Origin of the sequence: Marinospirillum celere, assembly GCF_900112235.1 — a bacterium.
Taxonomy (GTDB): Bacteria; Pseudomonadota; Gammaproteobacteria; order Pseudomonadales; family Halomonadaceae; genus Marinospirillum; species Marinospirillum celere.
Genome location: NZ_FOLH01000001.1, coordinates 21,932 through 47,709 on the forward strand (window position 1 = coordinate 21,932; position 25,778 = coordinate 47,709).

The 25,778-nt window shown below is 51.6% G+C and carries 24 protein-coding genes and 1 tRNA gene; 15 read left to right on the forward strand and 10 right to left on the reverse strand.

Features of this window, described 5'->3' with window-relative positions; translation table 11 throughout:
- Positions 1 to 60 precede the first annotated feature (60 nt).
- The gene (locus BM185_RS00100; RefSeq protein ID WP_177203416.1) at positions 61 to 1,638 is read left to right on the forward strand and encodes an ABC transporter permease subunit; all 1,578 of its coding nucleotides are present in this window, start codon (positions 61 to 63) and stop codon (positions 1,636 to 1,638) included.
- Here BM185_RS00100 and hppD read toward each other — a convergent pair.
- Positions 1,605 to 2,690 (reverse strand): 4-hydroxyphenylpyruvate dioxygenase, encoded by a 1,086-nt coding sequence (hppD, locus tag BM185_RS00105; protein WP_091957535.1) that lies wholly within the window; start codon positions 2,688 to 2,690, stop codon positions 1,605 to 1,607. The two genes, BM185_RS00100 and hppD, sit on opposite strands and share 34 nt — an antisense overlap.
- Positions 2,691 to 2,872: 182 nt before the next feature.
- Here hppD and BM185_RS00110 point away from each other — a divergent pair, with 182 nt between their 5' ends.
- From BM185_RS00110 to BM185_RS00135, 6 genes are all read left to right on the forward strand, one after another.
- Positions 2,873 to 3,373 carry an Lrp/AsnC family transcriptional regulator gene (locus BM185_RS00110; protein ID WP_091957538.1) on the forward strand — a complete coding sequence of 167 codons (501 nt, stop codon included), beginning with the start codon at positions 2,873 to 2,875 and terminating at the stop codon, positions 3,371 to 3,373.
- Complete coding sequence (locus BM185_RS00115) at positions 3,370 to 4,014, forward strand: ATP-binding cassette domain-containing protein (RefSeq protein WP_245751635.1); 645 nt, start codon at positions 3,370 to 3,372, stop codon at positions 4,012 to 4,014. Before BM185_RS00110 ends, BM185_RS00115 begins: the two co-directional genes overlap by 4 nt.
- Before the next feature lie 64 nt (positions 4,015 to 4,078).
- The gene (gene serC / locus BM185_RS00120) at positions 4,079 to 5,161 is read left to right on the forward strand and encodes a 3-phosphoserine/phosphohydroxythreonine transaminase (RefSeq protein ID WP_091957540.1); all 1,083 of its coding nucleotides are present in this window, start codon (positions 4,079 to 4,081) and stop codon (positions 5,159 to 5,161) included.
- 6 nt (positions 5,162 to 5,167) lie between these two features.
- A complete protein-coding gene (pheA, locus tag BM185_RS00125; protein WP_091957543.1) occupies positions 5,168 to 6,271 on the forward strand; it encodes a prephenate dehydratase in 1,104 nt (367 codons plus the stop codon).
- A 12-nt stretch (positions 6,272 to 6,283) separates the two neighbouring features.
- Positions 6,284 to 7,384: a histidinol-phosphate transaminase gene (gene hisC / locus BM185_RS00130; protein WP_091957545.1), complete on the forward strand. Its 1,101-nt coding sequence runs from the start codon at positions 6,284 to 6,286 to the stop codon at positions 7,382 to 7,384.
- A gap of 3 nt (positions 7,385 to 7,387) precedes the next feature.
- Positions 7,388 to 9,613 carry a bifunctional prephenate dehydrogenase/3-phosphoshikimate 1-carboxyvinyltransferase gene (locus tag BM185_RS00135; protein ID WP_091957547.1) on the forward strand — a complete coding sequence of 742 codons (2,226 nt, stop codon included), beginning with the start codon at positions 7,388 to 7,390 and terminating at the stop codon, positions 9,611 to 9,613.
- Here the strand turns inward: BM185_RS00135 and BM185_RS00140 are convergent.
- Positions 9,610 to 10,503: a cation diffusion facilitator family transporter gene (locus BM185_RS00140; protein WP_091957550.1), complete on the reverse strand. Its 894-nt coding sequence runs from the start codon at positions 10,501 to 10,503 to the stop codon at positions 9,610 to 9,612. The genes BM185_RS00135 and BM185_RS00140 overlap by 4 nt on opposite strands.
- A gap of 143 nt (positions 10,504 to 10,646) precedes the next feature.
- Here BM185_RS00140 and BM185_RS00145 point away from each other — a divergent pair, with 143 nt between their 5' ends.
- Complete coding sequence (locus BM185_RS00145; RefSeq protein ID WP_091957553.1) at positions 10,647 to 11,537, forward strand: LysR family transcriptional regulator; 891 nt, start codon at positions 10,647 to 10,649, stop codon at positions 11,535 to 11,537.
- Here BM185_RS00145 and BM185_RS00150 read toward each other — a convergent pair.
- Both BM185_RS00150 and BM185_RS00155 read right to left on the reverse strand, forming a co-directional pair.
- The gene (locus tag BM185_RS00150) at positions 11,524 to 12,732 is read right to left on the reverse strand and encodes a YbfB/YjiJ family MFS transporter (RefSeq protein ID WP_091957555.1); all 1,209 of its coding nucleotides are present in this window, start codon (positions 12,730 to 12,732) and stop codon (positions 11,524 to 11,526) included. The two genes, BM185_RS00145 and BM185_RS00150, sit on opposite strands and share 14 nt — an antisense overlap.
- Before the next feature lie 91 nt (positions 12,733 to 12,823).
- Positions 12,824 to 13,330 (reverse strand): SixA phosphatase family protein, encoded by a 507-nt coding sequence (locus BM185_RS00155; RefSeq protein WP_177203417.1) that lies wholly within the window; start codon positions 13,328 to 13,330, stop codon positions 12,824 to 12,826.
- Between the two features lie 147 nt (positions 13,331 to 13,477).
- On the opposite strand from BM185_RS00155, the gene BM185_RS00160 reads away from it, so the two are divergent.
- Positions 13,478 to 14,473, forward strand: a complete 996-nt coding sequence (locus BM185_RS00160) for a branched-chain amino acid aminotransferase (protein ID WP_091957561.1) — start codon at positions 13,478 to 13,480, stop codon at positions 14,471 to 14,473.
- Positions 14,474 to 14,486: 13 nt separating this feature from the next.
- Positions 14,487 to 15,176 carry a tRNA (guanosine(18)-2'-O)-methyltransferase TrmH gene (gene trmH, locus BM185_RS00165; protein WP_091957564.1) on the forward strand — a complete coding sequence of 230 codons (690 nt, stop codon included), beginning with the start codon at positions 14,487 to 14,489 and terminating at the stop codon, positions 15,174 to 15,176.
- Between the two features lie 177 nt (positions 15,177 to 15,353).
- On the opposite strand, the gene BM185_RS00170 is transcribed toward trmH, so the two are convergent.
- Both BM185_RS00170 and BM185_RS00175 read right to left on the reverse strand, forming a co-directional pair.
- Positions 15,354 to 16,109, reverse strand: a complete 756-nt coding sequence (locus BM185_RS00170; RefSeq protein ID WP_091957566.1) for a slipin family protein — start codon at positions 16,107 to 16,109, stop codon at positions 15,354 to 15,356.
- Entirely contained in the window at positions 16,106 to 17,551 is a 1,446-nt protein-coding gene (locus tag BM185_RS00175; protein ID WP_091957569.1) for an NfeD family protein, read from the reverse strand. Before BM185_RS00175 ends, BM185_RS00170 begins: the two co-directional genes overlap by 4 nt.
- Positions 17,552 to 17,675: 124 nt before the next feature.
- On the opposite strand from BM185_RS00175, the gene BM185_RS00180 reads away from it, so the two are divergent.
- On the forward strand, positions 17,676 to 18,641 hold the full coding sequence (locus BM185_RS00180) for an ABC transporter ATP-binding protein (RefSeq protein WP_091957571.1): 966 nt from the start codon (positions 17,676 to 17,678) through the stop codon (positions 18,639 to 18,641).
- Positions 18,638 to 19,411 carry an ABC transporter permease gene (locus BM185_RS00185; protein ID WP_091957574.1) on the forward strand — a complete coding sequence of 258 codons (774 nt, stop codon included), beginning with the start codon at positions 18,638 to 18,640 and terminating at the stop codon, positions 19,409 to 19,411. Before BM185_RS00180 ends, BM185_RS00185 begins: the two co-directional genes overlap by 4 nt.
- A 28-nt stretch (positions 19,412 to 19,439) precedes the next feature.
- Here the strand turns inward: BM185_RS00185 and BM185_RS00190 are convergent, their stop codons facing one another.
- Positions 19,440 to 20,120, reverse strand: a complete 681-nt coding sequence (locus tag BM185_RS00190) for a hypothetical protein (RefSeq protein WP_091957576.1) — start codon at positions 20,118 to 20,120, stop codon at positions 19,440 to 19,442.
- Positions 20,121 to 20,236: 116 nt separating this feature from the next.
- On the opposite strand from BM185_RS00190, the gene BM185_RS00195 reads away from it, so the two are divergent.
- The 3 genes from BM185_RS00195 (at position 20,237) to BM185_RS00205 (ending at position 21,401) form a co-directional block, all read left to right on the forward strand.
- Positions 20,237 to 20,794, forward strand: coding sequence for a nitroreductase family protein (locus BM185_RS00195; RefSeq protein WP_091957578.1), 558 nt, complete (start codon positions 20,237 to 20,239; stop codon positions 20,792 to 20,794).
- Positions 20,785 to 21,246 carry a YiiD C-terminal domain-containing protein gene (locus tag BM185_RS00200; RefSeq protein WP_091957580.1) on the forward strand — a complete coding sequence of 154 codons (462 nt, stop codon included), beginning with the start codon at positions 20,785 to 20,787 and terminating at the stop codon, positions 21,244 to 21,246. Before BM185_RS00195 ends, BM185_RS00200 begins: the two co-directional genes overlap by 10 nt.
- Positions 21,247 to 21,313: 67 nt before the next feature.
- Positions 21,314 to 21,401: transfer RNA gene (locus BM185_RS00205), tRNA-Ser, on the forward strand.
- Positions 21,402 to 21,517: 116 nt separating this feature from the next.
- Here BM185_RS00205 and holA read toward each other — a convergent pair.
- Genes holA through leuS form a run of 3 tightly spaced genes read right to left on the reverse strand, consistent with a single transcriptional unit; the run spans position 21,518 to position 25,656 of the window.
- Positions 21,518 to 22,531, reverse strand: coding sequence for a DNA polymerase III subunit delta (gene holA / locus BM185_RS00210; RefSeq protein WP_091957582.1), 1,014 nt, complete (start codon positions 22,529 to 22,531; stop codon positions 21,518 to 21,520).
- Positions 22,515 to 23,045, reverse strand: coding sequence for an LPS-assembly lipoprotein LptE (locus BM185_RS00215; protein ID WP_177203418.1), 531 nt, complete (start codon positions 23,043 to 23,045; stop codon positions 22,515 to 22,517). Before BM185_RS00215 ends, holA begins: the two co-directional genes overlap by 17 nt.
- Position 23,046: 1 nt before the next feature.
- Complete coding sequence (gene leuS / locus BM185_RS00220; protein ID WP_091957587.1) at positions 23,047 to 25,656, reverse strand: leucine--tRNA ligase; 2,610 nt, start codon at positions 25,654 to 25,656, stop codon at positions 23,047 to 23,049.
- Positions 25,657 to 25,778: the final 122 nt, after the last annotated feature.

Sequence of the window (25,778 nt, forward strand, 5' to 3'; positions counted from 1 at the left end):
TCCTGACAAGTTCGTACCTGACTCCCTTTTTTATCGCACTAGTGTCGGCGGTTGCATCCAGTGACAAGTATTTTTCCACGCTTGCCATTGTTGCTGGCTGTGACCTTGCTCTTTGGTATCAGCCTACTGGCTCTGCTGGCGCTGACGGGTTGGGAAGCTACTCCTGAAACTCAGCTCTGGCAGGACCCTTGGTTTTGGCAGGTGTTGCGCTTCACGCTTTGGCAGGCTTTTCTGAGTAGCCTGCTTTCTGTTGGTTTAGCACTGCCGTTGGCCAGAGCCTTGGCACTTGATCAAAAGCTACCGGGTAAGGCAGTTTTTCTACGCTGGTGTTTGCTGTGTTTTGTCATGCCCAGCTTGATCTTGATTACTGGTTTGGTGCTGGTTTTTGGGCGCAATGGCTGGCTAACACCCTGGTTAACCAGTGGCTGGCAGCTATACGGTTTAAGCGGCATTTTGTTGGCGCATGTGTTTCTTAACCTTCCTTTTGCACTGCGAGTGCTCAGTTTTCAATGGGCAGCGATTCCTCCTTCTGCTTGGAAGTTGGCGGCTCAGCTTCACTTAACCCCCTGGCAGCGCTTTTGTTTGGTGGAATTGCCCGCTTTGCGTGCTCTTCTTCCTGGTTTGTTTGGATTTATTTTTCTGCTTTGTTTCAATAGTTTTGCGGTGGTTTTGGCCTTGGGTGGTGGTCCGGCAACCAGCACTCTGGAAGTCGCTATTTATCAAGCACTGAAATATAACTTTAATCCCTCTGAAGCTCTGTTTCTGGCCTGGACGCAGCTTTTAATTGCTGGCGGTCTTTTTTGGCTGTTTAGTCGCTGGAGTCGTTTGGAGTGGCTGGCACCCAGCAGCTCAGCAGACGCTTGGCGACCGAGTGCTCATCCTTTGACTTTATGGGTGGGGCGCTTGATTTATGGGCTGGTCCTGCTCTTTTTAACTCTGCCCATTTTGAGCTTGTTGCCGCGTGCTTTCAGTCGTGGGTTGGATGGTCTGCCGTGGATGGCCTTATTGCAAGCAAGTGGTTGGTCCCTGCTTTTTGCTGTCAGCGCAACTTTAATAGCAACAGGCTTGGGGCTTTGGCTGGCCTGGCAGTCAGTCACTCTTGTATCGCTGAGATGGAAGCGCTTGCTGGAAGTGGTCGCCCTGCATTATTTGGTGATTCCCGGAATGGTTTTGTCAGTGGGGATTTACATCTTTTTTATGCATCGGATCAACTGGCTGGAGTGGGGCTGGTTGGCTGTCATTCTGTTGAATGCTTTGCTTGCCTTACCCTTTGTGTTTTATCAATTGAAACCTGTGGTGCAAGACTATCAGGCCAGTTATCAACGTTTGGCTGCAAGTCTGGGCTTATCCTGGGGTCTGCATTGGCACTTGGTTGTTTTGCCCTTTTTGAAACCAGCCCTGCAGCGGGTGGCAGGGCTGTGTTTCGTGCTGGCTTTAGGTGACTTTGCAATCTTTGGCATTTTTGGTCAGCCGCAGCAACGAACCCTGCCCTGGCTGATTTATGATTTGGCGGCCAGTTACCGTTTGGTTGAAGCGGCTCTGGCCTCTTTGGGGTTGCTGCTATTGGCCTTTATTGGCTTAGCGCTTTTAGAGCGTTCGGCTGCTCAATCATCGGCCAAAACACCGCGACGTACTTGATCTCTTTCCATGCTTTCAAAAAGAGCACGAAAGTTGCCTTCACCAAAACCTTCATCGCCTTTGCGCTGAATAAGTTCAAAGAAAATCGGGCCGATAACCGTTTCGGTGAAAATTTGCAGCAGGCGACCCCCTTCTTGGGTGGGGGCGCCATCCATCAAAATAGCATTTTGCTTAAGTCGTGCAATATCTTCACCGTGACCAGGCAGGCGCTCATCCAACATTTCATAGTAGGTGTCGGGTGGAGGAGTCATGAATTTAACCTGTTGCCCACGTAATTCTTCAACAGTTGCCAAAATGTCACTGCAACCCAGGGCAATATGTTGAATACCTTCTCCTTGGTAGGCCTGTAGATATTCTTCAATCTGGCTTTTGTCATCGGCAGATTCATTGATGGGAATGCGAATTTTACCGCAGGGGCTGGTCATGGCTTTGGATTTGAGTCCGGTGAGCTTGCCTTCAATATCGAAATAACGAATTTCTCTGAAATTGAAGAGGCGGGTGTAAAAATCAGCCCAGAGATCCATATTGCCGCGATAGACGTTGTGCGTCAGGTGGTCGATATAGGTCATCCCAACTCCTTGGGGGTGAGGGTCAACACCTTCGAGGGGTTGGAAATCAATATCATAGATGGAATCTTGGTCACCATAGCGGTCGACCAGATAAATAAGACTGCCACCAATTCCTTCAATGACGGGAATATTCAGTTCCATGGGGCCAATTTTATTGGTTGCCGGTTTGGCGCCCAGCTCCACAGCACGTTTAAAAGCTGCAGCAGCATCGGCTACCCGAAAAGCAATCGCGCAAACACTGGGACCATGCTTGCGGGCGAAGTGTTGAGCAAAGCTATCGGGCTCAGCATTAATAATGAAGTTGATATCGCCTTGGCGATAAAGAGTGACTTTTTTGGATTTGTGCTTGGCTACAGCAGTAAAGCCTAAGGATAAAAACAGGGCTTCCAGTTGTTGGGTATCTTCAGCCGTGTATTCAATAAATTCAAAGCCATCAGTGCCCATGGGGTTGGCACGTTGTTCAGAGTTGGAAAGCGCTGACATGGTAAGAACCTCAAAATTGTTTTTGTAATAGATTCAGGCGGCAAAGCCTTTAACAGATTATAGTTTGTAAAAGAGGGTTTTTCTGTGCATTCTTATGCCTATAATCGGGCTGCTGTGCATGAATTCTTCATTAGTTAAGGTTTTGGTGCGCTTTTCATTCATCGTCTGAAGGGGGTGAGGTGATGTCCTTGTTAATGGAATTGGATCAATATGATTGGCAGCTCCTTAGAGTACTGCAGGCAGACGCGCGTCTTTCCAAGGTGGCGCTTTCAGAGCAAGTCAATCTATCCTCTTCGCAGTGTTCACGGCGTTTGCAGCGGCTTGAGCAACTGGGGCTGATTGATCACTATGCGACGCATCTTAATCGCGAGCTTTTGGGTTTGAATGTAATGGCTTTCGTCAGTGTGACGCTGGAAAAACATGGTGAGAATCCTGCCCAACGCTTTCATCAGGCAATCAAGGAAATTGCAGCCATTCAAGAAGGCTATTCAGTCACAGGTGATGCTGATTACCTGCTGCGGGTGATTAGTGAGGATCTGAAATCTTTCTCCGATTTTTTGATGGATCAGTTGGTTGCCATTCCTGGCGTCAGCCATGTTAAATCCACAGTGGTGCTGGATTGCATTAAAGCCAGCAACCAGTTGCCCTTGCCCAAACTAGCCACTGCCCAGGTGTTGCGATGAGCTTGGCATCAAGAGGTGAAAAAACGCCTTTGCTGGCAATTCAGCGGCTTCAAATACGCCAGGGAACCCATTTCTGGGAGCATAATCTGCAACTCCATGCAGGAGAAGTTGCTGTGATTAAAGGGCCCAGTGGCTGCGGCAAAACCACGTTGCTGGAAGCCTTGGCTGGTTTTGTGCCGATTGAATCCGGTTGTCTGGTGATTGCAGGCGATTCGGTAGAAAACTGGCCTGCAGAAAAGCGCCCTGTGTCCTTGCTGTTTCAACAACAGAACTTCTTTGAACACCTGGATATCACCACCAACCTGAAGCTGGGATTTCCTAATGCTTCTCCCTCTACTCACCAATGGCAGCAGGTATTGAACGCCTGCCAGTTGCTGGGGGTGGCAGCCTTTTTGGAACGCAAACCCAGTGAGCTTTCCGGTGGGCAAAAGCAGCGTTTGGCGTTGATTCGTACAGTCTTGCGGCCTCAGCCTTTGGTGCTGTTGGATGAACCCTTCAGTGCTCTGGATGATCACCATCGCCAGCTGGCAGGTGACTGGCTGCGCGAAGAAATCAAGGCCAGTCAGCGGGCGGCTTTGCTGGTTAGTCACCGTCCGGAAGATGCTGAACGCCTGGCCGATCAATTGCTATTGCTGGAGTGAAGCGATTGCCTGCTTTTTGCTGTATCATTGCTCGCATTTATCTGTCTTGATCAAGAGTGGATCCATGAGTCGACTATTCAATTTTTGTGCAGGCCCGGCGGCCTTGCCCGAAGTGGTACTTAAACGTGCCCAGGAAGAGATGTTGGATTGGCAGGGTCGCGGCCTGTCAGTGATGGAAATGAGTCATCGCAGTGATGAGTTTGTTTCCATTGCTGAGCAGGCTGAAGCTGATTTGCGTGAGCTGCTGAAGATTCCTGCTAACTATAAGGTATTGTTTATGCAGGGTGGGGCATCCAGCCAGTTTGCCATGGTGCCCTTGAACCTGGGTGGAAAGGGCGGCTCAGCCAACTATATTTATACAGGAATCTGGGGTAAAAAAGCGATTGCCGAAGGCAAGCGTTATCTGTCCAGTCACCTGGCGGCAAGCGCTGAAGACAATGGCTTGACTGCCGTACCCCGCCAGGAAGCTATTCAACTCAGTGCCGATGCCACCTACCTGCATTACACCAGCAATGAAACCATTGGTGGCCTGGAGTTTGATTATATTCCTGAAACTTCAGTGCCTCTGGTTTGTGATATGTCTTCGGATATTCTCAGCGCACCGATTGATATCAGCCGTTTTGGTGTCATCTATGCCGGTGCCCAAAAAAATATTGGCCCGGCTGGTTTGACGCTGGTGATTGTGCGCGAAGATCTTTTGGATCAGGCAAAACCGGAAATGCCAACCATGTTCAGCTACAAGACTTTTGCTGAAAATGGCTCCATGTACAACACGCCACCCACCTTTGCCTGGTACTTGTCCGGTCTGGTGTTTGACTGGCTGAAAAAGGATATTGGCGGCCTGGACAAGATGGCTGAAATCAATCAGCGCAAGGCGCAAAAGCTCTACGCGGCTATTGATGATAATGATTTCTATGCCAACCCTATTGCCCCCATTAATCGGTCGATCATGAATGTGCCCTTTACTCTGGCGGATTCAACACTGGACAAGGTTTTCCTTCAAGAAGCTGAAAAGGCTGGTTTTCTGAATCTGGCCGGTCACCGCAGTGTCGGTGGGATGCGTGCCAGTATTTACAATGCCGTGCCTGAAGCCGCCGTGGATGCCCTGATTGATTTCATGACTGAATTTGCCAAAACCCGAGGTTAACTGCCGATGAGCCAGGAAGAAAACCAACTGCCGGATCTGACTGAAGTCCGTAAAGAAATTGATGCCATCGACCAGCAACTGCAACAACTGATTAATCAGCGTGCTCAGTGCGCCCAGAAGGTTGCCCAGGTTAAATTAGCTCAGGAAGGTGAGTCTGCGCATTTCTATCGTCCTGAACGCGAAGCCCAGGTACTACGCGCTATTATGGAGCGCAACGAGGGGCCTTTATCTAATGAAGAAATCGCCCGCCTCTTCCGTGAGGTAATGTCGGCCTGTCTGGCCCTGGAGCGTCCGGTCAAGGTGGCCTACCTGGGGCCAGAAGGCACCTTTACCCAGCAGGCAGCGATCAAACACTTTGGTCATTCCGCGATCAGCGTACCCATGGCGGCCATTGATGAAGTCTTCCGTGAAGTCGAGGCCGGTAGTGTCGACTATGGTGTGGTGCCGATTGAAAATTCCACTGAAGGGGTGATCAGCCATACTCTGGATAGCTTTATGGATTCCGGCTTGCAGATCAGTGGTGAAGTGGTCCTGCGGATTCATCAGCATCTGCTGGTGGGTGAAAACACCCGCCCAGACAAAATCTCCACCATCTATTCCCATGCCTCTTCTTTGGCCCAGTGCCGCAAGTGGCTGGATGCCCATTACCCAGGTATTGAGCGAGTGCCCATGCCATCCAATGCCGAAGCGGCACGTAAGGTGAAAACCGAATGGCACTCAGCGGCGATTGCAGGCGATATGGCGGCTGAACTCTATCAACTCAAGCGCCTGGCCGAGAACATCGAAGATACCCCGGACAACTCCACGCGCTTTTTGATTATTGGTCGTCAGAAGGTGCCCGCTTCGGGCGATGACAAGACTTCCCTGATGGTCTCCATGCGCAATCAGCCAGGTGCCCTGCATCAGATACTGGAGCCCTTCAATCGTCACAATATCGATATGACACGTATTGAAAGTCGTCCCAGCCGTTCCGGCGCCTGGAACTATGTCTTCTTTATCGATTTTTCTGGTCATGTGGAAGATTCAGGTGTGCAGCCTGTGCTTAAAGAAATCGGTGACCAGGCGGCGGATATGAAGGTGTTGGGGTCTTATCCCAAGGGTGTTCTTTAAAAGGATAACAAGATGAGCTGTGATTTTTTGAAAGAAGCCAATCCGGGTATTCAGGGCTTGATGCCTTATCAGCCGGGCAAGCCGGTGGATGAAGTGGCGCGTGAGCTGGGTCTGGACCCGGAGCGTATTGTTAAGCTGGCCAGTAATGAAAACCCGCATGGCCCCAGTCCTAAGGCTGTGGCAGCGATACAGGCAGAGCTGACTGAGTTGACTCGCTACCCGGATGGCAGTGGCTTTCGACTCAAGCAGCTGTTATCGCATGAGCTGGGAATCAGCCCGCGTCAGATTACGCTGGGTAATGGCTCCAATGACCTGCTCGATTTGATAGCCCGCTGCTGGCTGGCACCGGGTCGCAATGCGGTTTACAGCGACTATGCCTTTGCCGTTTATCCGATTGCCACCCAGGCTGCTGGCGCTGAGCACAAGATTATACCTGCGGTGAACTGGGGGCATGATCTGGATGCCATGGCCGCCGCAGTGGATGAACAGACCTCCGTGGTTTTTGTCGCCAACCCTAATAACCCCACCGGCACCTGGCTGTCGGAAAAGCAGGTGCGGGATTTTCTGGATCAAGTGCCTGAGCGGGTGCTGGTGGTGCTGGATGAAGCCTACTTTGAGTATGTTGATGAAAACGTCTACCCGGATGGCCTGAAGCTGCTGGATGACTATCCTAATCTGATTGTCTGCCGCACCTTCTCCAAGGCCTATGGTCTGGCAGGTTTGCGGGTAGGCTACAGCCTGTCGTCTACACAGATTGCCGAAACCCTGAATCGGGTTCGCCAGCCGTTTAATGCCAACGCCCTGGCTCTGGCAGCGGCTGAAGCCGCCTATCAGGACAGGGAGTATCTGGAGCGTTCAGTCATCACCAATAAGGCGGGCCTACTGCAACTGGAAACTGCTTTTCGTGAGCTGGGGCTGGATTACATCCCTTCGGTCGGTAATTTTATTTGTGTCGAGGTGGATGACGGTGAAAGAGTCAACGCCGCCCTGCTTAAGGAAGGCGTGATCGTCCGTCCTCTGCGCCCCTATCGCATGCCCAACCACCTGCGTGTCAGCGTTGGTTTGCCGGAAGAAAACCAGCAGTTTATTGATGCGCTGAGCAAGGTGCTTTAATTCGTGGCTGCAATTAACAAGCTGCTGGTTGTGGGTTTGGGGCTGATTGGTGGCTCAGTTGCCTTGGCGGCGCGCAAGGCAGGTTTTGCTGAGCAGTATCTGGGTGTGGATCTGGCACAGGATGAGCGCCAGGGGGCCTTGACCCTGGGCGTTGTTGATCAAGCCAGTGACCGCCTGGAAGAACTGGTGCCGGACGCTGACTTGATTCTGCTGGCGGTTCCAGTATTGGCCATGGAATCCGTTCTCCAGGCGCTGAAACCCCATTTGAAAAGCAGCGCAGTGATTACTGATGTTGGCTCCTGCAAGGCCTCAGTGGCTGAAGCGGCTGTGCGGGTCTTTGGTGAACTGCCACCTCGTCTGGTGCTGGGCCACCCGATCGCCGGCAAGGAAAAAAGTGGTGTTTCCGCCGCTGATGCCGAGCTGTTTTTGCAGCGCAAGGTGATCCTCACGCCTGCTGAAAACACTGACCCCCAGGCCTTGCAACTGGTTCGGGCTCTCTGGCAAGAGACCGGGGCCGAAGTGCTGGAAATGCCCATCGATCAGCATGATCAGGTGCTGGCGCGGACCAGTCATTTACCCCATCTACTGGCTTTTTCTCTGGTGGATACTCTGGCGCGGCGTGATGAGCGCCTGGATATTTTTCGCTATGCCGCTGGGGGCTTTCGTGATTTCACAAGAGTTGCCGCCAGTGATCCCATTATGTGGCGGGATATTTTTCTGGCCAACCGTGAAGCAACCCTGGGCGCTCTGGATGAGTTTCTGGAAGGCGTTCAGCGTCTGCGTACTGCGGTGGCCGAACAGGATGCTGAAGAGCTGGTGAGTACCTTTACCCATGCCAAATCAGCAAGAGATTATTTTACTGCTTTGCTCAATGAAACGGGCTATCAAACCATGCAAAACCAAACCATCAATTTTGTCACCCAGCCGGGTGCCGGTCCTGTTCAGGGCCAGATTCGTGTGCCGGGCGACAAGTCCATTTCCCACCGTTCCATCATGTTGGGCGCTTTGGCGGAAGGCATCACGCGGGTCAAGGGTTTCCTGGAAGGCGAAGATGCCCTGGCGACCCTGCAAACCTTCCGTGATCTGGGTGTGCTGATAGAAGGCCCGCATAACGGCGAAGTGACCATTCATGGTGTGGGCATGCAGGGCCTGAAAGCCCCGCAAGACCCTCTGTACTTGGGTAATTCCGGCACCTCCATGCGTCTGCTGGCCGGTCTCTTGGCCGCTCAGAACTTTGACTGTGAACTGACCGGCGATGCTTCTCTCAGCAAGCGCCCCATGGGCCGGGTAGCCGATCCGCTGCGCCTGATGGGTGCGGAAATCGAAGCTGCTGAAGGCGGACGTCCACCGCTAAAAATCAAGGGTGGCAAGCCACTGAAGGGCATTCATTATGATCTGCCCATGGCTTCGGCCCAGGTTAAATCCTGTCTGCTGCTGGCCGGTCTCTGGGCAGAAGGTGAAACCTCGGTCACCGAACCCGCACCGACCCGCGACCACACTGAACGGATGCTGCAAGGCTTTGGTTATCCGGTGAAAAAGGAAGGTGCAACCGCCTCGTTGGTCGGTGGTGGCAAGCTGACTGCCTGTGAGATTGACATCCCAGCCGATATTTCCTCAGCGACCTTCTTTATGGTGGCTGCTGCCATCACACCTGGCAGTGACCTGACCCTGGAGCATGTCGGCATCAACCCCACTCGGGATGGCGTCATCAATATCCTGCGTTTGATGGGTGCAAGCCTGGAGTTGTCCAATCAGCGTGAAGTGGGCGGCGAGCCGGTGGCGGATATTCGTGTGCGCTACCAGCCATTAAAGGGGATCGATATCCCCGAAGATCAGGTGCCCCTGGCGATTGATGAGTTCCCGGCTTTGTTTGTTGCTGCTTCCTGTGCCTCCGGTACCACTCGACTGCGCGGTGCAGAAGAGCTGCGCGTCAAGGAGTCCGATCGTATTCAGGTGATGGCCGATGGCCTTCAGGCCTTGGGTGTCGACTGCACCGTGCTGGAGGATGGGATTGATATTCAGGGTAAGGGCGAAGCAGAAGCTGTCTTCACTTCAGCCAGTCTTGAATGCCATCATGACCACCGCATTGCGATGAGCTTTGCGGTGGCTGGTTTGCGGGCTTCAGGTAGTATTACTATAAAAGACTGTGCGACGGTCAATACGTCCTTCCCTGGTTTTGCTGATTTAGCTTGCAGTGTTGGCTTCAAGCTGGAAGCTAAAACCGTTTAAACACTGTAGGAATCGTTGGTTTCCTGGCAGATATTCAGCCGAACCAGCGGTTCCACAGGCAAGGACTGTAAGCGGGCGCTGACTTTTTCGACCGTCAGTTGCAGGCGGTTCAGCCGATGCAAGGGTAAATCCACTTCCAGCAATAAATGATTGCCAAAACGTGCCATGCGGCATTGGCTGCGGTGAATGCCCAGACTGGCAATTTTCCGATAAACCTCACGGCGTAACTGGGGCTCAGGGCTGGCCAGCAGAATTTCGCTGAGTGCCTGGCGCAGCAGCTTGATGGGCATCATCAGAAAATAACCTGAAGCCAAAAGCACGATGCCAGGGTCTGCATAAGCGGCCCATTGAGGCTGACCCAGATGAGTCAGCCACCAAGCCAGACCAAATCCCAACAAGACGGCACCACTTAATAGTGTATCCATCTGCCATTGTTTGCTTTCCGCCTCCACCAGAGAGGAATCCAGTTTTTTCTGACGCCGGGTCAGAAAAAACCAGATTAAAGCGCAGCCTACCAGGCTTAAAAAAGCAAAGCCCATCGCCATGCCAGCCTGAATCTCACGCCCACCCGTTAAAAGGGCATGAATCGCCAAGCCTGCCGAACCCAAGCAGAGAACAAATAAAACCAAGGCTTTGAAGGCGATTGCCAGCGGCTCTGCTAAAGGGCGCCCAAAATTGAAGTGGCTGTTTGCAGGTGCCTGAGCCAAGCGTAGGGCAACCAGAGAAACTAAGGATAAACCCAGGCTGATCAAAGAATAGGCACCATCAAAAAGGATGGCCAAAGAGCCAGATACCAATCCCCAAACCAAAGCAGTCACAGCAAAAAGCCCGCCACCAACTGCTGAAATGACCAAAACCGATTGTTCGGATGTGGTCTTTAAGGAAGACATGAAACACCTCAAGAGTCGAAAAAAACGTCATTGATGCCAGGTTTTTTGCTCTTCCTGGCAAGGACTCGCAGTATAATCGGCTCTTTTAGAAAACAGGTAATCGCCAGGCGACGGTTTTTCCGTCACCTGTTGGAGGGATAAAGATGCGTACTGATCAGGCCGAGATTTTTCTGACTGTTCTGGAGGAAGAATCCATTGCTGCCGCTGCCCGGCGTTTGGGTCGCAGCCGCACCACCTTGAGTACCGCCTTGTCAGCCTTGGAAGATGAGCTGGGGGCCAGCCTTTTTGACCGTTCTGGCAATGAACTTCAGCCGACCGGTCTGGCCTGGTCCATTCAGCCGGACTGTTTGCGCTTTTTACAGGCCTATCGCCGTGTGGCTGCTCGTTGCGATCAGGAGCGCCAGGGCGTGGAAGTGGCTTTGCGGATTGCCCGCGATGATGCCCTGCCAGAAAGCTTCTGGCGACAAACCATGCGCGATCTCAAAGACAAATTTCCTCTGACCGGAGTTTCCGTTTATCTCGCGCCGCCTCAGGAGTTGCCTGCCCTGGTTGAAAATCAGGCCGTGGATTTGGCCTTAGGGCTAGCAGGGGACAGGGACAACTATGAGCAACTGGATTATCAGGAATTGGGGCAGGTGAGTCTGCTAACCGTTGCGGCCAGCTCTCATCCCCTCTGTCGTCTGAGCGTGGTGATGCCTGAAGATCTACGCTCCGAAACCCAGGTAACCCTGGCCTATATGGATGAACAGGAAGAACTGGTGCCGGAAATTCTGGGCAGTGCCAACTATCTGGCCCTGACCCAATTTGAGCTGATTCGGGATGCGGTACTGGAAGGCAGTGGCTGGGCACATTTACCCAGACCTCTGATCGCCGATGCCCTGGCTGCCGGTCAATTAAGGGTTTTGCGCAAGGCAGATGCCAGCCAGTGGCAAGCTTGCTATCTGCTCCAAATCAACGGCAGTTTGCAGGGCAAGGTAGCCAGCTGGCTGAAACAACAACTGATTAATTACCTGGCAACCGCTAACTTGCTTTGACCAGCTTGGCCGAAGCATCCAGTTCTTGAGCTGTTTGGTCGGTGAATTTTAGCCAGACCACCAGCAGAGTACCCAGCATCACAAAGCCGCCAGCAATCCAGAGGCCCAGGTTGTAATGCCCGGTCCAGGCGGCCAACATACCGGTTAGTGAAGGGGCGATCACCTGTGCCGAACCATAGGCCAGAGTCATCTTGCCCATAAGTTTGGCGGGTTTGGTCGGGTAGAGGCGTCCAGCCATGGTTAGTACCAGACTCACCGAGCCAATAAAGGTGCCGCCGAACAAGAGGGCGCTAAAGAGCACGACAGGCAAGCTGGTATGAATCACCGGCAGAAGAATCCCGCCGATCTGCAAAACCAGGGTCAACAGCAGAGCATTCAGATAACCGACATGGCGAGCAACCAAATCCCAAATCATTACTGCAGGCGCTGCGGCCAGGCCAACCAGAGCAAAAGAGGTAGGGCCCATGCCGACCAGGGCAGGTTGTTGTTCAACAAAGGCCACAATAAAGGTGGCTGTAATGACATAGCCATAACCTGCGCAGAAATAAGCCGTGAGCATCAACCACATAAAACGCTTGGTTGGAGGGCTGTCTGTCAGTGTAGAGCCGCTGGTGGTTAAATTGGCGGTTTCGGGCCTGGGTAGCCAGAGCCAAGCTGGAATGGCCAGAATCAAACCCAACAGGGATAGCCACAGCCATTGAGCAGCCCAGCCTTGGCTGAGATATAGCATGAGTTCAACAGCCAAGGCTGCAACTACGATCCCGACACCGACACCGGCAAAGTGAATACCCAGTTCTCCGCGGTGATGATGGCGAATTAACCAATTCAAAATGAGACCGGAAACGATCAGCATGGAGGCAGCAGAAGACAGGCCTGAAAAGAAACGCAGAATAATCCACAAGGTTAGGTTGTCTGTCAGAGCCATGGCAGCCGTGGTGGTAACTGCTAACACCAGGCCCAGGCGGTAGAGAGTATCTTTTAAGCGCAAATCAGCAATTGAAGCTGCCAATAAGGCACCAGCCATATAACCCATATAGTTAATGCCAGCCAACCAGCCGCCCGTTGCATCGCCCATCCAGGTTTGGTCCTGCATGATGGGTAGCAAGGGAGTATAAGCAAAACGGGCAATCCCGATGCATAGAACCTGGCTGAAGACGCCAGCCAGAAGTACTTTAAGGCGAGCTGAGAGAAGCATTTGTTATCCTTTTTTTTGGACTTCTTAGTCTTCAACTTACCTGAGCAGACATGCAAGGGGAAGTAAGCAGGCTGACTTACGAGTATTGCTTTTAGTTATTTGCAGTTGAGTGCAGTTTTGGGTAGTCAAAGATCTTTAATTCACCTGAACCCTGAGTGATTTCTGACCAGGAATCAATACTTAACTCTAAGTGAGCAAAGGCTGAGGTCGGGTAGTGCCGGGGCGGTGTGTTACTGAGAAAAGCCAGTAATTCTGACATGCCTGGGTTATGCCCCACCAAAACCAGGTTCTGACACTCATTTGGCTGCTCCTGCAACAACAAGAGCAGGGTATTTAAAGAAGCCTCATAGGCTTCCTGCCTTTCCAAATAAGTCTGCTCATCCAGTTGCCAGGCTTCAGCCAAGGGCTGACTGGTTTCCAGGGTTCTTTGTGCACCGCTAAAAATAAGCAGGTCGGGCTTAGGTAACTGCTCAGTCAAACGTTGGATCAGGCCGGGCAAATCACCTTTTCCACGCTTGTTGAGTGGGCGCTGAAAGTCACTGAGGCCGGGATGATTCCAACTGGATTTGGCGTGGCGAATCAGAGTTAGTTGCTTCACAAAACCTCCGGATTGTAGAGTTGAACTGCTGCTTTGGAGCGATAAGGCCAGTGTTTTTATATAGGATGCATAAGTGGGTTGGGCAAGTCACCTGTTTCCTTGTAATATAAGCTTTTTTAACAACAACACATTTAGAGGGTTAAGGGGATGACCGCATTCGGTACTGTTTTTACACCAGAAATGATCTTGAGTCGTTATGATGGGGCCCAGTGGTCGACTCCAGAGATAGTCCCCTCGGATTCCATTACCCTGCACCCTGGTGCTCATGTTTTGCACTATGCCAGCACCTGCTTTGAAGGCCTGAAAGCCTTTCGCCATGCTGATGGCAGCATCAATATTTTCCGCATGGACAGGAATATCCAGCGTATGGCCCAGAGTTCACGCTTGCTGAGCCTGCCTGCGATCGATGAAAAACAGCTGGAACAGATGATTGTTGAAATCACTGGCCGCTTTGCCTCTGAAGTTCCTGAGCCTCCTGGTTCGCTGTACATCCGGCCAACGCATATCGGCACTGAGCCTGCCATCGGCAAGGCAGCGGCACCATCCAGCACCTCGCTACTTTATGTGCTGCTGTCACCTGTAGGCGATTATTTTAGTGGTGGCAGCACTGCTTTACGTTTGCTACTTAAAGAAGATGGCATGCGCTGCGCTCCGCACATGGGCATGATCAAAAGTGGTGGCAACTATGCCAGCTCCCTGCCTTCAATGATGGAAGCCAGAGCGGAAGTGAAGGCTGATCAGGTACTCTACTGCCCTGACGGTCAGGTCCAGGAAACCGGTGCTGCCAACTTCCTATTGATTGATGGTAATGAAATCATTACCCGCGCTCTGGACTCAACCTTTCTGCATGGCGTGACCCGAGATTCAGTACTGACGCTGGCCAGAGACCTGGGTATGGACGTTCAGGAAAGAGACTTGAGCATTGAAGAGCTACTGGAAAGATCAGCCAAGCCTGGTACAGAAGCCACCCTGTCAGGTACAGCGGCGGTTCTGGCTCCTGTAGGTACACTGATTTATGAAGGCAAAGAATATACCGTGGGTAGTGGCAAACCTGGCCCCATGACTGCCAAATTGCGTCAAATGATGAATGACATCCAGTGGGGACGCAGTGAGGACACTCACGGCTGGTTGACTCAGGTTTAATTTTTAACGCTCTATGAAGCCAGAACGAGTGGCGCGTATCCGGGAAGTCCTGGATAGGCGCCAACCTGACCTGACAATCATTACCGACCGGGTTAGCAAGCCCCATAACATCAGCGCAATTATTCGTAGTTGTGATGCCTTTGCCGTTCCTGAATGTCATGTGGTCTGGCCGGATGAAGACTTCCAAACCTACCGCCGCCGTGCCGCTGGAAGCCAGCACTGGGTGCGGGTTAACAAGCACCCGAGCACAGCTGAAGGCATTGCCCACCTCAAAGAGCGCGGCTTTCGGATTTTGGCTGCCCACCTTTCCGCTAGTGCCCAGCCCTATGATCAACTAGACTTTACCCAGCCCACCGCTTTTTTAATGGGTGCTGAATTGGAAGGGGTCAGTAACGAAGCAGCAGAACTGGCTGATGGGCATGTTATCGTACCCATGCAAGGCATGGTGGAATCGCTGAATGTTTCTGTGGTTGCAGCTTTATTGCTGAGCGAAGCTTGTCGCCAAAGACGTCAAGCTGGATTTTTCGACCAACCGCGCCTTGCTGATGCTGACTACCAGCGTCTTTTCTTTGAAGCCTGCTACCCCGACCTGGCAAGACGCTGCCGTGAAAGAAAAGTGACCTATCCACGCCTATTGGAAAATGGCGACCTGGAAGATTCGGCCGCCTTTTCTGTAGCCTACAATGCCAGCTCGAATCAATAAGTGGGAGCGCTTTCCAAGCGCGATCCAGAGCTGGCTTCAATTATCGCGCAGAGGACTGCGCTCCTACTCTAAGCCTCGCGCAGAGGACTGCGCTCCTACTCTAAGCCTCGCGCAGAGGACTGCGCTCCCACAGCTAAGCCCTTTATTGTGGGAGCGCTTTCCAAGCGCGATCAATGGTTAATCCTTTTTGTCAGCAAACTTTTTAAAGCTATCTATCAAGTCCATGGGAATGGGGAAGACGATGGTGGAAGCATTTTTATTGCCCATGTCATTCAGGGTTTGCAGATAACGTAGCTGAATGGCAGCCGGGTTTTTGGATAGCACTTCCGAGGCGTCCAGAAGCTTCTGGGATGCCTGGTATTCACCTTCGGCATGAATGACCTTGGCGCGTCTTTCCCGTTCTGCCTCAGCCTGGCGGGCAATGGCGCGGATCATGCTTTCATCCAGATCAACATGCTTGATTTCCACATTAGCCACTTTAATGCCCCAGTCTTCCGTCTGCACATCCAGGATTTCCTGAATATCATTGTTCAGCTTGTCCCTTTCGGAGAGCATTTCATCTAATTCATGCTTGCCCAGCACTGAGCGTAGAGTGGTTTGGGCCAATTGGCTGGTGGCGTTGACGAAATTTTCAACATTGATAATGGCTTTTTGAGGGTCCATGACTCTGAAATAGAGCACGGCATTGACCTTCACAGTGACGTTATCCTGGGAAATAACATCCTGCTCAGGAACGTCCAGAGTGATGATACGTAAATCAACAACTTCCATTTTTTGGATGCCAGGAATGATAATCACCAGCCCTGGTCCTTTAACCGCCTGAAAGCGACCGAGAAAGAAGACTACGCCCCGTTTGTATTCCGGCAGGATGCGGATGGCTGCGGCCAGGAGTAAAAGCAGCAGAACGAGCGGTGTCAGATAGCTGATAATCATGATGTGGCACCTTCTGATTGTGGGTTGGAAGAAACAGCAGCTTCAACGTACAGGGTCAGGCCCTGCACACGAATGACTTTTAAATGCTCTCCTTTGGTGGCCTTGGCTTCAGGAAGTTGGAGTTGGGCTTTCCAGATTTCACCGTGGAAGCGAACGCGGCCTTTGCCGGTAAAATCCTCCAGGGCTTCACATTCTTCACCAGGAGCGGCTTCTTCCCCGATGGTAGGTTTGCGTTTGCGCAGCCCCATAAAACGGGTGACAGCCCAGAGCATGAAAGCAGATGTGATTAAAGCAACGCCGCCAATGAGCGGTAAAGAAACAGCCAGGTTCGTTGAGTCCATAAGCAATACCGATCCAGAGACAAAAGCAATAACACCCCCTATACCCAAAATTCCAAAACTGGGCACGAAGGCTTCAGCGACGATTAGCGCCACCCCAAAGAGTATCAAGGCCAAGCCTGCATAGTTAACCGGCAGCACTTGAAAGGCGTAAAGAGCCAGTAACAGAGAAAGGGTGCCGAGGATGCCGGGTACCAGGCTTCCCGGATTAGAAAATTCAAAAATCAGCCCGTAAAAGCCTAAAATGAGCAGGAAGTAGGCCACTGTAGGGTCGGTAATGATCGAGAGCAGGCGTGTGCGCCAGTCAGGATCAAACTCGATAACCTCCAAATTGACGGTAGCAAGTTCTCGGGTTGTATCACCAGTCATAACCACTTCACGTCCATCCATGGCTTGTAAAAGCTCATCCAGGTTGTCAGCCATCAGGTCGATGACATTCATTTCCAGAGCTTCGCTGGCGGTCAGGTTATCCGCATCACGTACTGCTTTTTCAGCCCATTCGGCATTACGTCCATGCCGGTTAGCCAGGTTTTTGATATAGCTGACTGCATCTTCAAGTACTTTACGTTCCATGGCGGAAGACCCCTGACGCTGCTGTTCTTCCTCTTGAGCTTCTGCCTCTTCCTCACGCGCATTATCTTTTTGTGAGTCATCACTGGCTTCTTCACCGGGCAGGCCGCCACCCATGGAAACAGGGGTGGCCGAGCCCAGGTGGGTGGCCGAGGCCATAGCGGCAACATGGCTGCCATAAAGCATATAGGTACCGGCACTGGCTGCGCGCGCGCCTGAAGGAGCTACCCAGGTAGCGACAGGTGTGTTGCTGTTCAGAAACAAACTGATGATATCGCGGGTGGTTGAATCCAGCCCGCCGGGAGTATCCAGTTTGAGAATTAAAATTTCGGCGTTTTCCTGTTCGGCTTTACGCAAGCCTCTTTCCAGGTAATCCAAAGTGGCTGGAGTGATGGCTCCCTTAACGGTTAGCAGAACTGCCGTACCCCTTTCTGCTTGGGATTCAGGGGTCGAGGCGAGCAGACCACCCAGGCTGCCGGCCAGGCCGAGGAGCAGTAGACTGGTCAGAAAGAATAAACGCAGGTTGCGATACATTTATAACTCCTTGTGGGTCACTCAGTTTTCAGTCTAGCTGATCCGATAATTCTTGCCCGAAGTTAATCAGTCAGGAATCTGGTAGAATTCACCAACTTTTTCTTATAAAGGCAAGCATTTCACTATGAAAGCCCTGTCATTACAGAATCTTGAAAAAACCTATGCCAATGGTCACCAGGCGCTTAAAGGGATTAGCCTGGATGTTGAAGAAGGCGATTTTTTTGCTCTTCTTGGCCCTAATGGTGCTGGTAAGTCGACCACTCTGGGTATCGTTTGTTCCCTGGTGCGTAAGACCGCTGGCAAGGCTCATATTTTTGGTATTGATATTGATAAAGACTTTGCCCGTGCCAAGCAAATGATGGGGGTTGTACCTCAGGAATTTAACTTCAGCGTTTTTGAAAAGGTTGAAGATATCGTGCTGACTTCGGCGGGTTATCAAGGGATGACCGAAAAGGAAGCACGCCCCCGCACTGAGCGGCTGCTGCGTGATCTGGGTTTGTGGGACAAGCGGGATCAGCAAGCGCGTATGCTTTCCGGAGGCATGAAGCGCCGCCTGATGATTGCCCGTGCTCTGGTTCATAATCCCAAGCTATTAATCCTGGATGAGCCCACTGCTGGCGTGGACATTGAATTGCGCCGCTCTATGTGGACCTTTATGCAAGAGATTAACCGCCAGGGCACCACGATTATTTTGACCACCCATTATTTGGAAGAGGCTGAAAGCCTGTGTCGAAATATTGCCATTATTGATCAGGGTGAAATCATCAAGAACACCAGCATGAAGGGCTTGTTAAGTGAGCTGAACAGTGAAACCTTCCTGCTGGACCTTCAGGGGGAACTACAGGAAGCACCTGAATTGCCTGGCTTCAATTGCCGCCTGTTGGATGCAACGACTTTGGAAGTGGAAGTACGCAAAGGGCAAAACATCAGTCAGGTTTTCTCTGCACTGAAGGGTCAAAACCAGGAAGTGATCAGCCTTAGAAACAAGGCCAACCGTCTGGAAGAGCTTTTTGTTTCCCTGGTCGAAAAAACAGCTGCAAGTGAGTTTAAAGCGGATGCCAATCCGGCTGCTAAGGTGGATCGAGTATGAGAGTGCGTCTTTATTGGGTGGCTTTTTCCACCATAGTGACCAAAGAAGTCCGTCGCTTTACACGTATCTGGGTGCAGACATTGCTGCCGCCAGCCATCACTATGGCGCTGTATTTTGTGATTTTTGGCAATTTGATCGGCAGCCGTATCGGGGAGATGGATGGTTATAATTACATGCAATTCATTATGCCCGGCTTGATCATGATGTCCGTGATCACCAACAGTTATACCAATGTGGTCTCTTCTTTTTTTAGCAGTAAATTCCAGCGCTCAATTGAAGAGATTTTGGTTTCACCGGTACCCAGTTGGGTGATTCTTTCCGGTTATGTGTTGGGTGGGGTGACCCGCGGTCTGATGGTTGGCTTTATGGTCACCCTCTTGGCGCTCTTCTTTACCGAAGTGACGGTCCACAATATTTTCGTGACCATGACGGTAGTGGTGCTGACGGCCATCCTGTTTGCCATAGGCGGGTTTATCAATGCGCTCTTTGCCCGCAAATTTGATGATATCGCTATCGTACCTACGTTTGTTCTGACACCCTTGACCTATCTGGGTGGGGTCTTCTATTCGATTCATCTTTTGCCGGAGTTTTGGCAGGGGTTGTCGCTGCTCAATCCCATCCTCTATATGGTCAATACCTTCCGTTACGGCATTCTGGGTATTTCGGATATTAATCACTGGGCTGCGCTGGGCGCGATCTGCCTGTTTATTGCGGTCTTCTTCAGTTTGGCGCTTTGGCTGCTGGAGCGGGGGCGGGGTATTCGCCAATAAGTGTTTGTCAAAGGTAGGCCCCTGTGGCCTACTTTTGATCATCATCCTTCAGCAGCTCTTCTTCCAAACCACTGAAATCAAACTCATCCAAGTTATCCAGCGTTTTCTGCAGGGTATCTTCAGGCAGCTCGCTTTCTTTGTCCATGTCCGCTTTTTCAGGATTGATTAAGGGGTCGTACTCTTCTGCTTCAGCTTTCGGGCTGGCTGGTTCACTTGTAGCTGGCTCACTGTCCAGATCTTCAAGGCCTTCAAAATCTTCCAGGCCCTCCAGTTCTTCCGGGCTTTCACCCAGGGCTTCATCCAGATCGGCTTGACTGAGAATATCGTCGGAGTCATCGGCCTCATCCTTGTCAGGAATGATTGGACTGGGTTCATCCGCTGGCTCCAGGCGCAGTTGCAGGCAATCACTCAGTGCTTCTACCAGCTCCTTTTGATGCTGGCAGAGTTCTTTGGCAGCAGGCGCTTCACTGGTGATATCCGCTGAATTTTGGTTAAGGCGATTGAGAAGAAGTGCCGCCTGTTCTTTATCAAAGGCAGCCTCTTGCCCATCGTGTTCAGCAAAATGCGGTTCTTGATGGTTGTCTGCTCCTTTGAAGCCTTCCAGTTCCTTCAAGAGGCGTTTTTTCTGCAAGCGCTGGTAAAAAATGATCACCAGTAAAAGTATTCCCAGTTGTGCAATAAGCACCACTGCCAGGGGATATAACACCATGGTAAGCTGTCCTCAAAGGTGTTTGTTATGCGGCAAGATTATCTTTACAGATTAAGCCTCTAAACACCTGGGAGCAACCAGCAGGCCTTAAAAAATTGCAAACCTGGAGTTACTTTATGCAAGCAATCGAACTCTTGTTAAACCGAAACTCACATCCCAAGCTGATTGACCCGGCCCCTCAGGGCTCAGCTTTGGGGCGTATTTACCAGGCTGCTTTGCGTGCTCCTGACCATGCTGACCTGCGTCCCTGGCATTTTATTGAATTCTCTGGCGAAGGCCGTGAGCGCCTGGGTAAAATCTTTGTGGAAGCAGAGTTGGTCCGTAATCCAGGTGTTGATATTGAAGTTCAAAACAAGATGGCTAAACAGCCGTTGAGAGCACCTATGGTTATTGCCGTGGTTGCAAAAATTCAGGAGCACCCCAAGGTGCCAGCCAGTGAACAGCTACTTTCTGCGGGCTGTGCGGCGCATGGCTTGCTATTGGCAGCCGAAGCAGAAGGCTTTGCCGGTATGTGGCGCTCAGGTTGGGTTTGTTTTGATCCCTTGGTTAAAGAAAAGCTGGGTCTGAACAAGCAGGATGAGTTGGTCGGTTTCATATATTTGGGCAGCCTGGCCGGTCGCAAGAAACCTCTGCCTGAACACTCGCTTGAGGAGTTTGTTGAGAAATGGACTTGATGCAGCAGATAGATTCCAACTTTTTGCCCTGGTTGAAAACCGCTATTCCCTTAACCGATCACATGGGGATCAAAAGCTTACAATGGCAGGAAAAGGCACTGGTCGCGGAACTGGAGCTGGCTTCCCTGGTGAATGATAAGGGTACGGGCTTTGGCGGTGGGGTCGCTGGTTTGGCAACCTTATTAGGCTGGTGTTATGTCACCCTGCTGCTGGATGCAACCAGCCAACGCTGCCCAGTGGTGGTTAAGGAATCCAGCAACCGTTTTACGGCACCCCTTACAGAAGACTTTGAAATGCTCTGCTGGTGCGAAGAAGAAGGCCAGCCTCAACGCTTTCTGGAAAGCTATGCAGAAAAGGGACGTAGCAGCATTCAATTACACATAGAAGCACGTCAACAGGGTAGGATAGCCTTCACTTATCAAGGAACCTATGTCGCCTTGGGCAAGAGCTGAGCTAAAAAAACTGCTTGTTTGGGTTGCATTTTTTCAGGTCAGTCAGTAGTATACGCCGCACTTGTACGGAGGAGTGGCCGAGTGGTCGAAGGCGCACGCCTGGAAAGTGTGTATACGGCAACGTATCGAGGGTTCGAATCCCTCCTCCTCCGCCAGAATTTAAAAGCCCTGATTAAAAAAATCAGGGCTTTTTTTATGGAAAGATTACTCATAGGTGATCTGCTTGATTTTCTAGAAGTACCAAAACGCTAGCTAGTATTCAGCTGGTTGATTAGTTGGGGTTCTTGGCAAATCCAATCACCAGTTTTAGGATTAGCTCATTAAGCGGCTCTCCGGAGCCTTTGATGGCCTGGTCGGCTTGTTCGGCAAGCAAGAGGAGTTGGTGGGTTTGTTTAAGCTTCAGGCGCTGGCTGGCTTTGCGGTAGAGGGGTTTGCGTCTGTCCCAGATGGCTAGCTGTTTGCAAATGCTGTCAAAGGGCAGGCCTTCTTTGAGGTGATGCAGGAGTTTGCCGGTTTGACGAATTTCACGGGTCAGTGCCCAAAGCAGTAAGGGTGCTTCAGTTCCTTCAGCTTGAAGGCCATAAAGAATTTTTACGGCTCGGTCAGCTTTGCCTTCCAGGCAGGCGTCGGCCAAGTCAAACAGGCTGTAGCGGCTGGCGTCTTCAATTAGGTTGATGAGCTGGTCGGCTGTGAGTAGCTGGCCGGGTTCAACAAATAGACGCAGTTTTTCAATTTCCTGGCTGGCAGCCAGGAGGTTGCCTTCGACTTTTTCAGTGAGTAGCTGAACTGCGGCTGAATCAACCTGAATTCCGGCCTGCTGAAAGCGCTGATTGATCCAGGCTGGCAGGCGTGAAGCTTCTATTGGCCAGATAGCAACATGAAGTCCTACTTGATCCAGCGCCTTGTACCAAGCACTTTTTTGCTGGGCAGCATCCAGTTTTGGGCTGGTAAATAGGAGAATGTCTGGGGTGTTGGCAGCTTCTTTACAAAGTTGCTGGATGACTTCACTGCCTTCTTTACCTGGCTTATTGCTGGCCATGCGGATTTCAACCAGTTTACTGCCACCAAAGAGCGACAGGCTGGCACTGGCTTCAATTAGTTGTTTCCAGGCAAAGTTGGCGCCAGCTTCTTGAACTTCCCTTTCTTCAATGCCGGTTTCTCGGGCACGACGCCGGATAAGGTCTGTGGTTTCCAGCAGTTGCAGGGGTTCGTCACCACTAACCCAAATGACCGGGGGTAGTTTTTTCTGGAGAAGGCCGGGCAGTTTGTCAGGGGTTGCTTTCATGGCGCTCTTCCAGAGCCTGAATGCGAAGTGTTAATTGACGAATTAGGTCGCTTTCCATGGCTTCGCGAAGCTCTCTTCTCAGGCTATCCCTGGCCAGAAGCGTGTCGTTATCTGAATCATAGCTATATTGGCGCTGGGCACGAAATTCTTCATCAGTAAACAGGGGTTCACCCTCAGCATCACGGGCTGTGGCCTTAACGCTGAGTTCCATTTCATATTCTTCAACGACACCAAAAATAACCTGGCGCTCACTGCTCTCCAGATTGGACAGTTCCAGGCGAAGGCGGGCTTGCGCTGTGGAGCTGGTCAGTTCTATGCCTGACTGCTCCAGTTGGCGTGTTAGTGTTTGGCTTAGGTTTCGAGCTGGGCCTGAAGCCTGGATGTGCAAAGGCTGGAATTCTGCTGGCAGCTGAATATAGCCGCGCAGACGAAAGCCACAGGCACTGATGAAGACCACCAGAGCCAGCACCAGGGCAAGCCTGAGTGCTGGATGTTCACGCCAGGCATGAAGCATTTTAGCCAACCACCAGGTTAACCAGTTTGCCGGGCACGACGATGACCTTGCGCAGGCTCTTGCCTTCCAGATGCTTTTGTACCTTTTCATCGGCCAAGGCTTGCTTTTCGATGCTTTCTTTGTCGGCATCGGCAGGAACCGAGAGTTGGGCGCGCACCTTGCCATTCACTGAGACTGCCATTTCGATGGAGTCACGCGTTAGAGCACTCTTGTCGAACTGAGGCCAGGGGGCTTGGATCACATTGCCTTCCTTGCCCAGATCTAACCAGAGTTGATGGCAGGTGTGGGGGGCAATGGGAGAGAGCATCACTACCAGAGCTTCATAGGCTTCACGGGCTACGGCAAGGCTGAGGGTATCGGAGGCATCAAAGCGGCTCAGGCTATTGCTCAGCTCCATCATCGCAGCAATAGCAGTGTTGAAGGTGATCCGTCGTGCCATGTCATCGGTGACTTTTTGAATGGTCTCATGGGTTTTGCGGCGCAGGTCTTTTTGCTCTTCATTGAGTTGAGCTGTATCCAGGTCGCCTGGTTGACCGGCCAGTAGATGCTGGTGTGTCAGGCGCCAGAAGCGTTTCAGGAAGCGATTGGCCCCTTCAACACCGGAATCAGACCATTCCAGGGATTGCTCGGGCGGTGCCGCAAACATCATGAAGAGGCGTACGGTGTCGGCACCATAGAGGTCGATCATGGATTGGGGATCAACACCGTTGTTTTTGGATTTGGACATCTTTTCGATGCCGCCAATTTCCACGGGTTGGTTGTCGCTGATCAGGGTCGCTTTAACGGCGCGGCCTTTGGTGTCTTTTTCCACTTCAACATCAGCCGGGTTGAACCAGTCCTTGCTGCCATCGGGATTGTTACGGTAGTAGGTTTCAGCCACGACCATGCCCTGAGTGAGCAGGCGCTTGAAAGGCTCATCGGAGTTGACCAGCCCAAAATCACGCATTAGCTTGTGGAAGAAGCGCGCATAAAGCAGGTGCAGGATGGCATGTTCGATACCGCCGATATAATAGTCAACGGGTAGCCAGTAGTTGGCGCGCTCATCAAGCATGGCTTCATCATTGTCAGCACAGCAGAAGCGGGCAAAATACCAGCTGGATTCCATGAAGGTATCAAAGGTGTCGGTTTCCCTTTCCCAGCCATCACCCAGTTCATAAAAAGCGGGCATTTTTTTGATGGGAGAGCCGCCACTGGCATCAAACTCCACTTCCATCGGCAGGGCAACAGGCAGGTCTTCATCTTTGACCGGGCGGGTTTCACCCGCAGGGCCATTTTCTACCGGGATGGGTGCACCCCAATAGCGCTGGCGGGAAACACCCCAGTCACGCAGGCGGAAGTTGGTTTTGATTTCACCCTTGCCCTGGCGTTCCAGCTCACCGGCAATAGCATTGAAAGCCGCTTCAAATTCCAGGCCATCAAATTGAGAAGAATTGACCAGCTTGCCTTTTTCCACAAAGGCTTCTTTGCTGATATCACAGTCTTCACCATTCATGGGCTCGATAACTTGTTCGATGGGAATACCGTATTTGCTGGCAAATTCCCAGTCACGTTGGTCATGCGCAGGCACAGCCATAACCGCACCTGTGCCGTACTCCATTAAGACAAAGTTGGCGACCCAAATGGGCACTTGGCGACCCGTTAGTGGGTGTACAGCTGTAAAGCCGGTTGCCATGCCTTTCTTTTCCATGACGGCTAGTTCGGCTTCAGAGGTGCCGCCCTGGGCGCATTCTTCTAGAAAGCCGGCCAGTTCAGGTTGGTCTTTGGCGGCGGCTTTGGCCAGTGGATGACTGGCTGCTACAGCAACATAGGTGGCACCATAGAGGGTGTCGGGGCGGGTGGTATAAACACGCAGGCCTTCAGGCAGGACAGTCGCAGCTTGATCAGTCAGGCCAAAGGTCATTTCCACACCGCGGGATTTGCCAATCCAGTTGCGCTGCATGGTTTTGACCTGTTCGGGCCAGTCTACTGTATCCAGGTCTTTCAGTAGTTCATCAGCATAGTCGGTGATTTTCAAAAACCACTGGGGAATTTCCTTGCGTTCCACTTGAGCACCGGAACGCCAGCCACGCCCTTCAATGACCTGCTCATTGGCCAGTACGGTCTGATCCACTGGGTCCCAGTTGACCACGGCGTTTTTCTTGTAAACCAGCCCTTTTTCGACCAACTTGGTGAAGAACCACTGCTCCCACTTGTAGTAGGAAGCATCACAGGTCGCAAATTCGCGGTCCCAATCATAAGCGAAACCGAGTGCTTTGAGCTGACCCCGCATGTAATCAATATTTTCGTAAGTCCATTTACCTGGCGCTACCTTGTTTTTCATGGCGGCATTTTCAGCGGGTAGGCCAAAGGCATCCCAGCCCATGGGTTGCATAACGTTTTTACCCTGCAGGCGTTGGAAACGACTAATGACATCGCCAATGGTGTAGTTGCGAACATGGCCCATATGCAGCTTGCCGCTGGGGTAGGGGAACATTGACAGGCAGTAGAACTTTTCTTTGCTGGCATCTTCCACAGCCTTGAAACACTTGTTCTTTTCCCAAAAAACCTGAGCGGTTTTTTCCAATTGACTGGGTTGGTAATCAGGGATCGAGGGAGTCTTCTGCTTATCCATAGGTTGTCTGGTGCCTTGAAGTCTGAAGGTCTAAAAAATAACATCCAAGGATACACCAGAAGGGCTGGAATAGGTAGGTGGCAAGCCATGGCACACTAATTGCTTTAATTAACAGCTTAAAC